At 50.4% G+C, this 14,097-nt stretch carries 16 protein-coding genes; 8 read left to right on the top strand and 8 right to left on the bottom strand.

Going from position 1 to position 14,097, the window contains the following annotated elements:
* Positions 1–139: 139 nt before the first annotated feature.
* The 4 genes from Pan161_RS13420 to Pan161_RS13435 form a co-directional block, all read right to left on the bottom strand.
* Complete coding sequence (locus Pan161_RS13420) at positions 140–547, bottom strand: globin domain-containing protein (protein WP_145227751.1); 408 nt, start codon at positions 545–547, stop codon at positions 140–142.
* A 141-nt stretch (positions 548–688) separates the two neighbouring features.
* Positions 689–1,225 carry a DinB family protein gene (locus Pan161_RS13425; protein WP_145227753.1) on the bottom strand — a complete coding sequence of 179 codons (537 nt, stop codon included), beginning with the start codon at positions 1,223–1,225 and terminating at the stop codon, positions 689–691.
* Between the two features lie 106 nt (positions 1,226–1,331).
* Complete coding sequence (locus Pan161_RS13430; RefSeq protein ID WP_145227755.1) at positions 1,332–2,153, bottom strand: hypothetical protein; 822 nt, start codon at positions 2,151–2,153, stop codon at positions 1,332–1,334.
* Between the two features lie 68 nt (positions 2,154–2,221).
* On the bottom strand, positions 2,222–2,593 hold the full coding sequence (locus Pan161_RS13435; protein ID WP_145227757.1) for a hypothetical protein: 372 nt from the start codon (positions 2,591–2,593) through the stop codon (positions 2,222–2,224).
* A gap of 216 nt (positions 2,594–2,809) precedes the next feature.
* On the opposite strand from Pan161_RS13435, the gene Pan161_RS13440 reads away from it, so the two are divergent.
* The 4 genes from Pan161_RS13440 to Pan161_RS13455 all read left to right on the top strand — a co-directional run bounded on the left by Pan161_RS13440 (position 2,810) and on the right by Pan161_RS13455 (position 7,029).
* Complete coding sequence (locus Pan161_RS13440; RefSeq protein WP_145227759.1) at positions 2,810–3,604, top strand: SDR family NAD(P)-dependent oxidoreductase; 795 nt, start codon at positions 2,810–2,812, stop codon at positions 3,602–3,604.
* A 135-nt stretch (positions 3,605–3,739) separates the two neighbouring features.
* Entirely contained in the window at positions 3,740–4,756 is a 1,017-nt protein-coding gene (locus Pan161_RS13445; RefSeq protein WP_145227761.1) for a zinc-binding alcohol dehydrogenase family protein, read from the top strand.
* A 435-nt stretch (positions 4,757–5,191) separates the two neighbouring features.
* Positions 5,192–6,202, top strand: a complete 1,011-nt coding sequence (locus Pan161_RS13450) for a toll/interleukin-1 receptor domain-containing protein (protein WP_232103728.1) — start codon at positions 5,192–5,194, stop codon at positions 6,200–6,202.
* Positions 6,203–6,444: 242 nt separating this feature from the next.
* Positions 6,445–7,029 (top strand): peroxiredoxin family protein, encoded by a 585-nt coding sequence (locus tag Pan161_RS13455; RefSeq protein ID WP_145227765.1) that lies wholly within the window; start codon positions 6,445–6,447, stop codon positions 7,027–7,029.
* 19 nt (positions 7,030–7,048) lie between these two features.
* On the opposite strand, the gene Pan161_RS13460 is transcribed toward Pan161_RS13455, so the two are convergent.
* From Pan161_RS13460 to Pan161_RS13475, 4 genes are all read right to left on the bottom strand, one after another.
* Positions 7,049–8,437, bottom strand: a complete 1,389-nt coding sequence (locus Pan161_RS13460; RefSeq protein WP_145227767.1) for a sodium/glutamate symporter — start codon at positions 8,435–8,437, stop codon at positions 7,049–7,051.
* 81 nt (positions 8,438–8,518) lie between these two features.
* Complete coding sequence (locus Pan161_RS13465) at positions 8,519–10,189, bottom strand: FAD-dependent oxidoreductase (protein ID WP_145227769.1); 1,671 nt, start codon at positions 10,187–10,189, stop codon at positions 8,519–8,521.
* A 128-nt stretch (positions 10,190–10,317) separates the two neighbouring features.
* Positions 10,318–10,785 (bottom strand): DUF1569 domain-containing protein, encoded by a 468-nt coding sequence (locus Pan161_RS13470; RefSeq protein WP_145227771.1) that lies wholly within the window; start codon positions 10,783–10,785, stop codon positions 10,318–10,320.
* 91 nt (positions 10,786–10,876) lie between these two features.
* Positions 10,877–11,248, bottom strand: a complete 372-nt coding sequence (locus tag Pan161_RS13475) for a gamma-glutamylcyclotransferase family protein (RefSeq protein WP_145227773.1) — start codon at positions 11,246–11,248, stop codon at positions 10,877–10,879.
* Positions 11,249–11,484: 236 nt separating this feature from the next.
* Here Pan161_RS13475 and Pan161_RS13480 point away from each other — a divergent pair, with 236 nt between their 5' ends.
* Genes Pan161_RS13480 through Pan161_RS13495 form a run of 4 tightly spaced genes read left to right on the top strand, consistent with a single transcriptional unit; the run spans position 11,485 to position 14,096 of the window.
* A complete protein-coding gene (locus tag Pan161_RS13480) occupies positions 11,485–11,928 on the top strand; it encodes a hypothetical protein (protein WP_145227775.1) in 444 nt (147 codons plus the stop codon).
* On the top strand, positions 11,928–12,965 hold the full coding sequence (locus tag Pan161_RS13485; RefSeq protein WP_145227777.1) for a hypothetical protein: 1,038 nt from the start codon (positions 11,928–11,930) through the stop codon (positions 12,963–12,965). The genes Pan161_RS13480 and Pan161_RS13485 overlap by 1 nt, the downstream gene beginning before the upstream one ends.
* A 13-nt stretch (positions 12,966–12,978) precedes the next feature.
* Positions 12,979–13,740, top strand: coding sequence for a hypothetical protein (locus Pan161_RS13490; protein ID WP_145227779.1), 762 nt, complete (start codon positions 12,979–12,981; stop codon positions 13,738–13,740).
* A complete protein-coding gene (locus Pan161_RS13495; protein ID WP_145227781.1) occupies positions 13,737–14,096 on the top strand; it encodes an NADH-quinone oxidoreductase subunit K in 360 nt (119 codons plus the stop codon). Before Pan161_RS13490 ends, Pan161_RS13495 begins: the two co-directional genes overlap by 4 nt.
* Position 14,097: the final 1 nt, after the last annotated feature.

Here is a 14,097-nt window from a genome sequence, read left to right on the forward strand (position 1 = left end):
TTACCAGACTAATGACCGGAAATGATCTACATTCTATTCGACACACAATTGTAATCTTGCTCATGCTAAAAATGATTGCTACCACGAAAAATACAAAAACACATGAAGGGTTTGCGAGCCGACTCTCGAAATCGCGTGATTAATATCGTTTGACCATATAGCTGATCACATAGCCAAGGATCGTGCGCCAGGTTTTTTCCACGGTTTCGTCCCACTCTTCATCGAACTCCTTCACCGTTTCGATGACTGCTTCCAGCCAGATATTATAAAGTTGTGGCTCGATATTCAGATGGTATTGATCGTGAGTCCTGGCGCGCTCGCGCAGTTCTTTGAGTGCCTCGGAATCGCCGGATGTGGCGCCGGCTGCTAATCGAAGTGAACGGAGCAGCATTTTGTTCTGCTGCTCGAAATCGGTATGTCGGAATTTATGACGAATTTCCTCAGATGTTGACAAAAACCGGTCATAAAACGCAGGGATAAAGCGTTCATGTTCCATGCACCGGTCAAGGCTTTGTAGAAACTGATCTTTCGGCGTTAATGCTTCCATAGATAATCCACTCGGAACTGGGTCATTCACAACGAGCTCACATGTCACTGTACTATCAGTTTTTTCACTGGAACGCAATGTGGCAAATTAAAACTTCTGATGTGCATTTAAATTAGAATCTGGATCAATGCCAGGACCAGGTCATTTCTCTAAACGATTCCAGCGCGCCGTGAGGGAGGAAATTTGAAACGCGTGCCCTGCCTCGTGTTCGATGAGATGGAAGACCGCCCATTCGGGTGTCGTTTCGTAAGGCTGATCATTCACCGGAGGCCTGAGGCGCCGCCATTCTGCAAGATCCATTTTCTGGAAGATTGAGAACGCGATTTCACGGGTCGCATGGAGCCGATTGATATGTTCTGCCAGAGGCACATCGGTCACCTGACTGACTTTGTCATCAGCGTCCGCCATGGGAATGGGAAGCAATTCATTAACTGAAGGGGGAAACTCCTGCTGCTGCAGATCGAAATAGAGCCATGACATTTCGACGATAGCGATATGGTAGAGTATTGAGCCGATGGAATTCTCTTTGCCATCCGGACCGCGCCAGTCCAGCAGCCGCAGATCACAGTCCTGGACCAGCCGGAGTGTACGCTGACGGACCTCGGCGAGTGCCCAGAGCCAGCGACCGATTTCAGGGTCCCGGGCTTCCAGGGGATCGATTTTTAATTCCGTAGTCATAGATATGTTCTCTAAGTGATATGTTCTCTGAGTTCAAAGAGTCAGTAGATTGCTGTCTGATATTCTACCACGAAAAGCACGAAAGCACACGAACAGAGAAAGAGCATCAGCTCTCATTCATCTGTGGAATGGCAGGATGTTTGCGAACGCGCAGTCTTCTTTCGGCTACGCCGGAAACGAGTTGCATAATGAAGATACAACTGACGTTGATCAGAAATACGATGCCTGTTGTCTGGTAGAGCCGGGCAGACGGGGACAGATAATCGAACAACGCAAAGAATGCCCAAAATGAAGCAACCACCAGATGGGGAATCAATCTGTTCTGGCATAAGATCGCCATGAAACAATTCGTTAATACGATTAGCTGAAACAAATAGATACTCAGAGCAAGTCCGCGCAGCAGTCCCAGATTTCTCAAGTAAAATACTTGGAAACTGTAAAGCATGCAGAGAATTATGAAGAAAACAACACCCCGGACGATCTCTTTCACGCTGCAGGGGAACAGTCTTTGAATCGCGGCAGTCTCCCCTGCGATCTCGTTGCGCAAACGCGATTTTTCCACTGCTATAAAACGAAACTGCAGAATGAAGATGAAACTCGCGGTGATAACGAATTCGATGCAGACAAACAGGAACGCATCCAGAAGTCTTTCCATTGAGTGAGGCAGAGGAATGATTACCACAATTGACCAGAAGAGCAGCAGGATCAGATAGGGTAACAATCTGTTTTGACACAGGAGCGCCAGATAGAAAGTAATCATAATATAAATCATCGTGAGCATCACGATTTTCACAGTATCACTGATTACCCAGCCCTGCAGCATATACGGAAGCAGATAAAGCAGACTAAATGCGAAAATGAAGCAGAGCCCCCGTCCGAATTCACGGACAGTCCAGGGAAACAGTTTGAGATTGATTGCAGGTTCCATTTTATTTCAACACACTTTTTTACTACCACGAAAAACACGAAAGCACACGAACAGGATTGCTGGTTGGTTTATTCTGTTTCTTCATAAGTGCCTGCGACCGACCTTCCCCAGAAGGGTGCTTTAGTATGATATATGGGGCACCAGAAGAAGTAGATCCGCTGAGCTGACCACCAGATATCACAGCCCGTCATATCTACCTCAAGACTGACAATCCCCGGGAACGGTGCATGGGGATATCCGACCAGGCACCAGTTGCTCTCAAGATCTGCGGGGCGATGGTCGTCATAGACTCGGGCATTTGGCGGCAGATCTTTTCGATTCAGTTCCACATAAGACTGCTGCACTTCAACAGTGCCATAGACTGCGGTCATGATCCAGAAGAACGCCAGAATGGAAAGTGTCGCGATCAGTGAGATTCGCTTTCTGAGCCAGTTTCCCATACTGCTCCCCCTGTGAATTCAGTGTTTACCGACTACTTACAATATGAAAGACCGTTCGATTCTCATCCGAATTTGACCACTGTGGATTCCGTGCCTATGATTCCCGCGTGCTCCCTGATTATACCAGCTACCCCATGGAATTCGCGTGTTTTCTGAATCGACATTCGAATTCCACTGGAATTTCTCACGCGTTTAACAAGTAACAGGAGACTTGATATGGATTTACAACTGATGGGAAAAACAGCGGTGGTGACGGGCTCGACTTCGGGCATCGGTCAGGCGATTGCCCAGGCGCTGGTGAATGAAGGGGCGACGGTCGTCGTCAACGGTCGCGACGCCGATCGGACGAAAGAGGCGGCGAATTCGATTCAGGGATCAGGGAAAGCGGTTCCCGTTCACGGCGATGTGGGTTCTGCAGCAGGAGTGGCGGAATTCCTGGAGCGACTTACAGCTGTGGGAGACGTGGATATTCTCGTGAACAACGCGGGAATTTTTCAGCCGATGCCGTTCTTCGAAATTCCCGATGAAGAGTGGTCGCGGTTTTTCGAAATCAATGTGATGAGTGGCATCCGTCTGAGCCGTGCGCTGGCTCCGGGTATGCAACAGCGCGGATGGGGGCGGATTCTCTTTATCAGCAGTGAGTCTGCATTCAGCATACCGGATGAAATGGTGCACTACGGGATGACGAAAACGGCACAGTTGTCTGTGATGCGGGGGCTGGCGAAGACACTGCGCGGGACAGGAGTGAGTGTCAACGCGGTGCTTCCCGGCCCGACGTGGACGGAGGGAGTGGCCGAGTATGTTGGAAAACTGGCAGAACAGGAAGGCATGTCTGAAGAAGAAATGCGCAAGCAGTTCTTTCCCCGCTTTCGCCCTCAATCATTGATTGAACGGTTTATTGAACCGACTGAGGTTGCTTCGATGGTAACCTATCTCGCCTCACCGGTGTCTGCGGCGACGACCGGATCTGCACACCGTGTTGAAGGGGGAATGGTCGACGATCTGGGTTAACCGTTTTCCTGTGCTCCCTTCCAGGTAAACAGAGAAAGTACATTCGCGGACTCACTTGATTTCCCCCGGCAATCGGAAGAACATGACCTGTAAGGAATCTCTTTTGAATTTCAACCTTCCGGAAAGAATACTGTTATGAAAGCCGTTGGTCTGACTCGCTATCTGCCCATTGATAATCCAGAATCGCTAATGGATGTGGAATTGGAAAAACCGGAACCGGGTGGTCGGGACCTGCTGGTGGCAGTGAAAGCGATCGGCGTTAATCCGGTAGACACGAAGGTCCGGGCACCAAAAGATCAGGTCGAACCGGAACCCAAAGTGCTCGGCTGGGATGCAGCAGGAATTGTGGAAGCCGTCGGTCCCGAAGTAGAACTGTTCCAACCGGGGGATGAAGTCTATTATGCCGGCGACATCACACGGCCGGGATGTAATTCTGAGTTTCAGTTGATTGACGAGCGGATTGTCGGTTCGAAACCGAAGTCGCTCGATTTCGCTCAGGCGGCGGCGATTCCATTGACATCAATTACAGCTTACGAAGCATTTTTTGCGCGACTGGAACTGGATGCCGAGGGAACAAATCGGGGGGAGACGCTGTTGATGATTGGAGGCGCCGGCGGCGTGGGCTCGATTGGAATTCAACTGGCGAAGCTGGCAGGGCTGACCGTGATTGCGACGGCATCGCGGCCTGAATCAACAGAGTGGGTCAAGCAACTGGGAGCTGACCATGTGATCAATCACTATGAGCCACTGCGACCACAGATTGAAGCGCTGGGTTTAAAATACGTCGATTCGATCGCGCTGTTCAACAATACCGATCAGCACTGGGAGGGGGTCGTCGACCTGATTCGACCTCAAGGCAAGATCGTCTCGATTGTGGAAAATCAAAAGCCGCTGGCACAAACGATGATGAAAACCAAATCAGCGACGTTTGTCTGGGAGTTTATGTTTACGCGATCGATGTTCCAAACGCCGGACATGATTCAGCAGCATCGTCTGCTCAATCGGGTATCCAAGTGGATCGACGGCGGTCAACTTCGCAGCACAGCGAACGAAGTGCTTTCACCGATCAATGCTGCGAATCTGCGGGCAGTGCATCAAAAGCTCGAAACGGGACGTTCGATTGGTAAGATTGTCTTGCAGGGATGGGATTAGATCGGTCCCCTAATTCCGGTTTCCGATTCAGGGAACCATCAGGATGGACTTTCTGCTACCACGCAAAGCACGAAACACTTGAACGGTGAAGAGATCGCATTTGCGATTGTGATGTGTCTCCCTGCTCTCCCCCCCCCCGAATGGAACTCAGGCTTCATCTTGGATTTAGACTGTGTCCAGTTTTACAGTAGCGTCTCACGATCCATAGGGACCGAGCATAATAGATTGCGAGACGCGATGGTGAAATGTAATGCGTACTAGACCGTTGCCTGAGAGACCTGTCCCATCAATGGGTTTTTCACTGATTTCGAAAGAAACCTCAGGAAGAGTGTCTGAACTAAGTCGTCAGATCGGTTGTGTAGGCAATTGCATAGAATGGGTTTCGTTGTCAGAATGGTGGCCGGCATTGATTATATTTTAATTCAGGGAGGTATTGTGGCGAATTCTGAGTATGTGGATGTGTTTAAAACCGGCGCAGTGGCCATTGATCGCTGGCGGACTGAGAATTCGGAAGTCAAAGTGGATTTGAGTGGAGCCGACTTAAGCGGAGCCGACCTGATGGAAACGAATCTGGTCGGAGCCGATTTGCGAGGTGCGAATCTCGTCGGAGCCGACTTAAGCGGTGCCGATCTGGTTGGCGCGAATCTGGTTGGTGCCAATCTGGAAAAAGCCGACTTGTGTTTTGCCGATTTGAGTGGCGCGGACTTAAGCTGGGCCAATTTGCATCGCGCGAATTTAAGACAGGCCATTTTTAACGGCGCCCACTCACGTAATACCCTCTGGGTTGAAGTTGATTTATCCAGAGCCGTGGAACTGGAAACGATTAAGCATTGGGGTCCCAGTACCATAGGCGTCAATACACTCATGTGGTCTAAAGGGAAAATCCCAAAAGAGTTTCTGCTGGGTTGCGGCCTGCCCGATGACGTCATTTCGCATGTGACTGGTTATTTCGCCAGCACCGCCGTCGATTTCTTTTCCTGCTTTATCAGCTTCTGTTCAGAAGACTCTGCCTTCGCTCATCGATTGTATGATACGTTACAGGCCCGGGGAATTCGCTGCTGGTTGGATGAAAAGCAAAAGTCGTCTGGACCAGGTGCCCCCACTGATCGAGGGCTGAAGATCTGGGATAAAGTACTGCTGTGTGCTTCAGAACATTCTTTAACCAGTGACTGGGTCAATCAGGAAATAGCAGACGCTTTTGATAACGAAGACCGTCAATACAGAAAAGATACGGTCCTGATTCATTCCTTACTTCCACTCAGCCTGGACCAGCATCTGTTTAAGGACTGGGAGCATCAAAAGAAAGCGGCACTCTGTGATCGATTAACCGCTGATTTCAGAAACTGGGAAACAGACCCAGCGGTATTCGATCAGCAAGTGGAACGGGTGATGGCGGCGCTGCATACCAATTATCCCGGTCGCGGACCGGAATCTGAGTTGGCTTAGGTAGTGTCCAGGATACCGGTAGCCTCTCCAGGACTATATCGCCGATTATAAGGCGATGGTTCGCTCCGGGAAGATCCAGCGGCACTCAAGGTAGAAATGGAAGTGGAACAGCGTCCCTGATTGAATTTGAAAATTTATGCAGTCGGGCTGACGTTGATTGCTATGATATTAATGCCAATACCGCTTAAGGCAAACGTATTCTGATCTTCCTATGTGTTGAGTCCCTGTCAGGAGCCATTTTCATGATCAAAACAGTACGACGTTTTTTCCTTTTCTCACTGGCACTTTCGTGCCTCACATCAACAGCCCTCAGTATCGATGTGCATGCGGCAGAGAAGGATTCCACGAGACCAGCAGTGGGAGATACAGCCAAAGATTTTGAGTTGGCGACCCCCGCGGGCAAGCAGGTCAAGCTTTCCGATCAGCTCAAGAAAGGCCCCGTGGTGCTGCTCGTGCTGCGTGGATATCCGGAATATCAATGTCCCGTTTGTACGCGGCAGGTGGGTCAGTTTATTGCGAATGCCGCGAAGCTGAAGGAAGCAAAAGCAAGCGTGGTGATGGTTTATCCGGGCGCGGCACAAGATCTGGAGAAACGGGCTGAAGAATTCATTCGCGATCAGAGTCTGCCTGAGAATTTTTACTTTTTGGTAGACCCGGACTACAAATTTACCAATGCCTATCATCTGCGCTGGGATGCCAAACGGGAAACCGCATATCCCTCCACGTTCGTCATCGACACGGATGGCAAGATCAAGTTTGCGAAGATCAGCATGACGCACAGAGGCCGGGCCGATGTCAAAGACGTCCTGCAGGCATTAAGTGAGTAACGGCCTCTTTTCCAGGTCTTCAAGTTAAGTCATCAATAATCTCCTGCTCCCCCGAGCGGAGTTGACTGGGAGGCGTGCGAAACCAGCCGACCAGAAATACGGAGAGACAGAAACAGGCAATAGCCACGATGATAATCACAAGGGCAGGAGCCAGAATGATTTGCTGGGCAACGAGTGGAGGCACGGCGACGATCAATAGAATCTCCAAAGGAGAGATGCCGACAAACGCCAAACCATAATCCTGCAGGGTTTTGGATTTCAGATTAGGGTCGACAATCCGCAGCAGTAACACGCCAATCCCGACGACACCGGTCATCCAGCCATAAGCGAAGATACTGCGTTCAAACCAGAAGTTGTGAAACAGATGGCGTCCCAGAAACCAGAGCATGGCGACTGCGTAGAGAAAACCCAGCAGCGACATCACAATCAGCGGTGCCAGGTATTCCACCACCACACTGATTTTGATTGATGCGACAGCGAACGCAATGAGATAATCAGAGACCGAAGATCCGATGCGGGACATAACCTGACGGTCCACGTATTTTCCCAACTGGCAGAGTTCGAGAGACATCTGCAGGATCGCGCTCACCAGCAGAGACACAGCAAACAGGGGGAGGATCACCTTGGACTCCAGCACGTGTCGAAACAGGTAGTCAACGCCGTGTGCACCGCCGAATGCTGCCATAACAATCGCAAAATGCCAGGTGAGTGGATCAAGGGACATGGCGCTGACGGTATTTGTCCCCAGCGATGACTGCTCTTCCGGTGGGAGGAATCCAGACCGTGTGCTTTCCGGCAGATCCTGGGCCGACTTGACAAGATGCGTCCAGCCGAAGCGGGTCGCGATATTAATTAATAGCAGTCCACCGAAGATGCCGGTGAGTAGTCCAATAGTGGCAAACGTGTATCCCAGACTCAGCGCATCTTCGAAACCTCCTGCCTGCAGGGACTCACTGACGGCTGTTGCGGTACCATGACCGCCTGCGAATCCGGCCGGCATCATTAATGCAAATCCGGGATTCAGATCGGGAAAGAAATACGGAAGTACAAACAACCCGAATAAGAGTGCAATCCCATACTGACCTATGTAAGTGGCGAAGTTATAGAACCAGGTATCACCGACATCACGCAGCATGGTCTTCAGAGAGGGACGTCGAGGTTGATGGCCGAGAAAGAGAGTTGCGAAGAGAATCGCGATCAATTCATAAGGATAGCGATCCATCGCAAGCTTGCCTTCGGCAGTCAGACTGAAGGGGAGCAGGTCGAGAAACTGAGGCCCACCGGCCAAACCCAGGAAGCCGGCCAGAATGGGAGCAGGAATCAGCAGGTATTGCAGAAACCGTATTCGGGAGCGTAACAGATGTGCGATGACCAGGAGGATCGAGATGATAGCAAAGTCTGCAAACATCTTTATTGAGTCCTTTATTCAGGTCATTCATTTTACATTTTCGACGATATCAATTTTGTCTTCGTGAGATTGCTTTGTCGATTATTCAAACATGTCAGATCGGGCATAGCGTTGCATCAACATACCGCCGGTGAGGTTGCGGACGTCTTTGAAGCCGGACTGTTTCAGAATGCGTGTGGCAATGTATGCCCGGAGAGCGGTGTGACAGACCGTGACGATGGGCTTAGCGGGATCGAGTTCTGAAAGTCGCTGACGGAGTTCGTCGACGGGGATATGTATAATTTTGGGTAACGAGAAGGTTTCCACTTCTTTATCTGTTCTGACGTCAAGGATCTGATACGCATCGAGGTCGGCATCGACTTCAACAATGGATGCGAGACCATCCAGATCGTTGCCAGCCACAAAGGCGGCGATGTGTACGGGATCTTTCGCAGAGCCGAACGGGGGTGCATAAGCGAGATCGAGTCCGGCCAGATCGCGGATCGAAGCCCGGAATTTCAGAGCAGTCGCGATCACATCAATACGTTTATCGACGCCTTCTTTCCCGATGGCCTGCGCGCCCAGAACCCGTTCGGTTTCCGGATCATAGGTGAGTTTGAGGAATAGAGATTCGGCACCGGGATAGTAGCCGGCGTGATGCTTGGGAACGACGATCACGGAACGATTCGTGCGAGAAGCCTTTTCTGCAAACTTCTTACTCAACCCGGTCATGGCGGCGGTTAAGCCGAACACGCGTACGATCGCGGTACCAACGGGAGACATCATGGGATCGGCAGATCCGGTGGCTGCATGTTGACCGGCGATTCGACCGGCGCGGTTTGCGGGTCCGGCAAGTGGAATACGAAGAGGTTGCATCAACACCCCATGCATGTATTCCACCGCGTCGCCAACGGCATAGATCTCGGGACAGGAGGTCTGCATAAATTCGTTGACAGAAATACCGCCGAACTTTCCGATTTCGAGGCCCGCTTCTTTCGCCAGACCCGTCGCAGGCGCCACGCCGATGCCAAGGATAATCAGATCCGTCTCGAGCGTCGTACCATTCCCCAGTTCGACACCCACCGCGGTTTCATTTTCGACGTTCACTTTTTCCAGAGCCGTCCCCAGATGCAGCTTGACGTCATGCGCGGTGAGTTCATTCTGAATCAGCCGTGCCATCTCGGGATCGAGGGGCGGAAGTACCTGAGGCTGCAGTTCAACCAGATTGGTTTCCATTTTGAGGTGATGCAGTTGCTCGACCATTTCCAGGCCAATAAATCCGGCACCCACCACAACGGCCCGGCGACAAGTGTGCTGTTCGATATAATCTTTGATGGCATCCGTGTCGTTCAGATTACGGAGCGTGAAGACATTCTGAGCGTTGATGCCCGGCAGTGGAGGAACAATGGGAGCGGCACCCGGAGAAAGAATCAGTCGATCCCATGATTCTGTAGAAGATTCACCGGTGACCTGATTCAATACAGATACTGTTTTATTTTCCACATCGATGGACTGCACCAGATGATTCGTGCGGACATCGATATTGAAACGGTTTTTGAAAAGCTCCGGAGTGGCAACGAGCAGTTTACTGCGTTCGGTAATTTCCCCGCCGATATAATAAGGCAGACCACAATTGGCGAAGGAAACGTATTCATCTTTCTCAAACAGGATGATTTCCGCGTTTTCATTACAACGCCTGGCACGCGTCGCGGCACTGGCTCCGCCGGCGACTCCACCGACAATCACGATTTTCACTGATTCTGTCCCTGACATGAACTGCCTTTCCCGTCTGATCTGTTGAACTCAGAGTATTCTCATTTCGGAATTATAAACAGATCGAGAAAGCATCACTACCAACCTCCATTCCCATTCGACCTGATTCTCAACTGCGAGAATCGCATCTATGGTTCTGCGATGAAACTCATATGCAGTTCTGCATGTCGACGATGGAGCAAATCCCATTCTTCCTGACTCAGTTCACCAAAAAAGGGACTGGGATAACGCTTTGATTCTGAAGTGAGCCGCTGGATGGCATTCCGTAGATGTTCCAGACCAGCCTGATCATCAACGGCATCAGGGAGTAAGGCTTTTCCAGAATCTCCTTTTAAATTGATGCCGGGCAGCATACCGTTCTTCAGAATGCGTGCTTTGAAATAATGCTTCCCGAGAACTCGAAAGAACCAGGGCAGTTGAAACGGGAAACCGTCCAGAGAATAATCCATGAGCCGCGCCAGGTGATCAAAGATCTGCCCTTTCGACCAGTTGCCCGTGGTGGGTGCATCTGCAGCGGTCAACCGAGTGGCATCGTCAATGATATCCTGTAAGGTCGCGTAAGAGAGTTTCCTACGATCGGCGGTCTGTGTAGTCATGAACCTGTTCCTGCCAGCAAAGAGAGTGAATAATATTCATTTTTAAGAAACAGACACGATACCACAAGTGTCTTCGTCTAAATTCAATTCATTAACACCAGTTATCACCTACGACAGGCATTTGATTGACAGATCTCTGATAAAAGTAGGCCTCTACTGTTTCAGTGATCTGGGGCTGTATCAACTGAATCGGAGCACGGTGATACAGGTTTTCGGCAACGCCTTCCACTTCGTCCAGCAACTCGAGTGCTCTGTTATCAACGCGCCACAATTCCCCTTGAATACTGATACCATCCATATTGTTTCTGACCAGGCCTGGATAGGTGCCACAATGATACATGGTATACTCAGCTGTGGTTTTCGCAGTGGAGAGAAAGGTCTGATCATGCAGATTGTGCGCGCGGCAGAAGCCACGTTTTAAGGTCCCATAGACAAATATCAATGTATCTGAATTTGCGGTCATCACATTTCAACCCAGCGGACCGGTAATCGGGGCCAGAAAGAATCTCTGGACTTACTTCGATTACAGAGAATAGTTATGCTGATGCAGTGGGAATTACTTTTTCCATTTGAACGATTTACAGGAGCGAAGACGTTTCGCATTAGCGGTTGTTTCACTTAAAATCCGCAGGAGATGCTGATCGTCAATAAGATCAAGATCACAACGATTGTACCTCATCACATCGCTGAAAGTCCGCCATGGATTGGTTTCTCTTTCTGAAATATTCATTATTTGCCGTCTGCTGCACGCTGGTCGTGTGGTTTACGATCAAAATCGGATTTCGCAGTTCCCCTGACATTGAGGAAATTCAACCGGAGACCGAGGCACTACCGGGCGATGATTCTCAAGCTGACGCACTCCGGCGACTGTACTGGAATTTTACCGCAGTCTTAATTGTAGTACCAACACTCCTGCTGATTCTGGGAATCTCTATGCAGACCGCAGCGTGGAATCATCCGGTGACGGGAACACTGGCGTGTGCAGTAGTATTGATCTGGGGAATGGGGTTCTGGACGGGGATGCTGTCATTCCCCGAACCTGTGCAGGGGTCAGAGCCCGCAGAATTGCCTGCGTTCCATGAGAGTCAGATTGCCGATGAACCTGTCATCACTCGCACATCAGAATCTGAGGAGATGAACTGATGGCAGAGAAGGTGTTACTTCTGTTGGGAATGGTGATCTTTCTGGTAATGCTGCTGATCCTCTCATTTTCACTGGCGGAGCTGGCTTTCCCTTTAACCGAAACAGGGTTCAAAGCACGTCTGATGTGTGCAGTGCGGCGGATTGCACATGCACAAAAGCAAATTCGAAATCGATCTGAACAATATCTGCTCTTGTTCTCTCTGCTGTGTGGCCTGTTGACTTTCACCTTCTTGCCTTTGATTATCACACAATTTTTATTGCGCACGGGTGAGCCAACCACTGCACCAGAACTGGTGACGTATCGATTTGCTCCCCTGCTTTTACTGGGTCTGTTCAGCCTGTTGCAGATTGCCGGTGAAATCAGTCTGGCCATCACTGAGCGACGACGCATTCCTTCAATCTCATTGATTCTGAATGCTTATTTCTGGTTGCCTCTGTTACTGGCCTGGGCCGCGGTGGCAGCCTATCTGCCGATCCACTCGAGTCATGCCATACAGGGAGGCCTTAGTTCGCTATGGCTGATTGTTATTCAACCTGCAGGAACTCTCGTATTCCTGCTTGCCTGGGTTAGTCCTTATTTATTGATCAATGCCTGTCCCACTCGCCGAGTGAGTCCAGTGCAAAACTGGATTCGAGAATTGCGAATGTTGATCGGACTGCAGGTACTGGCTTCACTTATCGTCAGTCGAACCTGTTTTTCCTCCTTTGATGAAAAAAGTACCGGGCTGGAAATCGGGAGATTGGCAATACAGGGAGTGATCATGCTGGTGCTACTGGTCACTGTAATGCGGCTGAAGACATTTCTTCAGAGACGCAACCGTTTTGATCCGGAACGGCTGTGGAAGTTGATGCTGTGGCTGGCATTGATCGCGCTAACCGCTTCGTTTATTGCCTTTCATCTGCTGGGGATGTCTGATCCGCTCATGCATGTGCTGCTGAATTTCAGTCTGCTGGCGATCTGGGCCGGATTTCTGTTGCCGAAAGCCAACCTCAAATTGACGACCACCGTGAAAAACGAATTCGACTCCCCTCATTGAAGATCAGATGTGAATGGACGACCTGAAATTTTATCTGCCTGGAACGGGTGATAACCTGCTGTTTCTGACACTGACAGTGCTGGTGCTGTTAATGATTACGGGCATCTATGGATATCTGAATCTGCAATCTCAGCAGAGATTCGCATCGACTAAACTGCGGTGGGGCTGGCCTCTGTTATCCCTGTTTGCAGTCAGCATTTTATTTTACTGGTTCGGGCAACCACTCTTTGTGGAAGGTATTAGCGGGATCCAGGAACTAATCACACAGTTCAGCCCGTTTGTCGTCGGTTTGTTTGTAATCGGGTTCGGAGGAGCAGCGGTGTTGTCTTCCGATTTAAAATGGTCGCTGACAGCCGCCGCAATCTCATTCCTGTGCAGCGGGATGCTCTTTCTGCAAGCCGCCATCCTGCCACTGGTTCTACTTTGCTGGTTGACGGCAGGGGGAATGCTGCTGCTGTTCGTTTTTCGGGGAATTTCAGATCCGCATTCCCAGGCAGACGATGCTGACCCGGACGGATCGTTTCGTGAACCGTTCCTCGCCTGTCTGGCTTGCAGCCTGCTACTGTGTGGATTCCTGTGGGTGATCCATCGCGAATGGGGGGCCACGACCAGACAGACATCTGAGCCTGCTGCCGTCGAAGTAGAAGGTCTGCTGCTGGTGAGGCAGTTATTCACTGATCACTGGCCGACCATGATCGTGCTGCTCTTGTTTGTTCTGATTAGCTTTGTGGGAATCACACGTTTCATATCTGATGAACAGGGAGGTCGACCATGACACTGCTGACACCGGTTGCATTGTTACACAATCAATTACTGGTAGCGGTTCTCCTGATTGCATTGGGCTTTCTGGGTATGCTCCTGCAGCGGAATGCCTTTTCGATGGTCTTCTCTCTGTTGCTCTGGCTGCAGGGAGCAGGTCTGATCTGTGCCGCCTATGGTCAGTCGCGTGGTGCAAGAGAGGGAAGCCTTTCCTTTCTGCTCATTGTCCTGTTTCTGTTGCCGCTGTTGAGCATGCTGACCTTCCTGATTATTCAGTCGCGTCGGAGACGACAGACGAAACGGGAAGTCGTTTCAGAAACCGACTCGCCGTATCGCATCTTTCCTGATCAGGGAGCAGATTCAGGTGGATAAA

This window comes from Gimesia algae (assembly GCF_007746795.1).
Lineage (GTDB): Bacteria > Planctomycetota > Planctomycetia > Planctomycetales > Planctomycetaceae > Gimesia > Gimesia algae.

What these genes read in the sequence shown, in the direction of transcription:
- Pan161_RS13420 (WP_145227751.1), bottom strand. Translation starts at nt 547, where the DNA reads ATGGAAGCATTAACGCCGAAAGATCAGTTTCTACAAAGCCTTGACCGG.
- Pan161_RS13425 (WP_145227753.1), bottom strand. Translation starts at nt 1,225, where the DNA reads ATGACTACGGAATTAAAAATCGATCCCCTGGAAGCCCGGGACCCTGAA.
- Pan161_RS13430 (WP_145227755.1), bottom strand. Translation starts at nt 2,153, where the DNA reads ATGGAACCTGCAATCAATCTCAAACTGTTTCCCTGGACTGTCCGTGAA.
- Pan161_RS13435 (WP_145227757.1), bottom strand. Translation starts at nt 2,593, where the DNA reads ATGGGAAACTGGCTCAGAAAGCGAATCTCACTGATCGCGACACTTTCC.
- Pan161_RS13440 (WP_145227759.1), top strand. Translation starts at nt 2,810, where the DNA reads ATGGATTTACAACTGATGGGAAAAACAGCGGTGGTGACGGGCTCGACT.
- Pan161_RS13445 (WP_145227761.1), top strand. Translation starts at nt 3,740, where the DNA reads ATGAAAGCCGTTGGTCTGACTCGCTATCTGCCCATTGATAATCCAGAA.
- Pan161_RS13455 (WP_145227765.1), top strand. Translation starts at nt 6,445, where the DNA reads ATGATCAAAACAGTACGACGTTTTTTCCTTTTCTCACTGGCACTTTCG.
- Pan161_RS13460 (WP_145227767.1), bottom strand. Translation starts at nt 8,437, where the DNA reads ATGTTTGCAGACTTTGCTATCATCTCGATCCTCCTGGTCATCGCACAT.
- Pan161_RS13465 (WP_145227769.1), bottom strand. Translation starts at nt 10,189, where the DNA reads ATGTCAGGGACAGAATCAGTGAAAATCGTGATTGTCGGTGGAGTCGCC.
- Pan161_RS13470 (WP_145227771.1), bottom strand. Translation starts at nt 10,785, where the DNA reads ATGACTACACAGACCGCCGATCGTAGGAAACTCTCTTACGCGACCTTA.
- Pan161_RS13475 (WP_145227773.1), bottom strand. Translation starts at nt 11,248, where the DNA reads ATGACCGCAAATTCAGATACATTGATATTTGTCTATGGGACCTTAAAA.
- Pan161_RS13480 (WP_145227775.1), top strand. Translation starts at nt 11,485, where the DNA reads ATGGATTGGTTTCTCTTTCTGAAATATTCATTATTTGCCGTCTGCTGC.
- Pan161_RS13485 (WP_145227777.1), top strand. Translation starts at nt 11,928, where the DNA reads ATGGCAGAGAAGGTGTTACTTCTGTTGGGAATGGTGATCTTTCTGGTA.
- Pan161_RS13490 (WP_145227779.1), top strand. Translation starts at nt 12,979, where the DNA reads ATGGACGACCTGAAATTTTATCTGCCTGGAACGGGTGATAACCTGCTG.
- Pan161_RS13495 (WP_145227781.1), top strand. Translation starts at nt 13,737, where the DNA reads ATGACACTGCTGACACCGGTTGCATTGTTACACAATCAATTACTGGTA.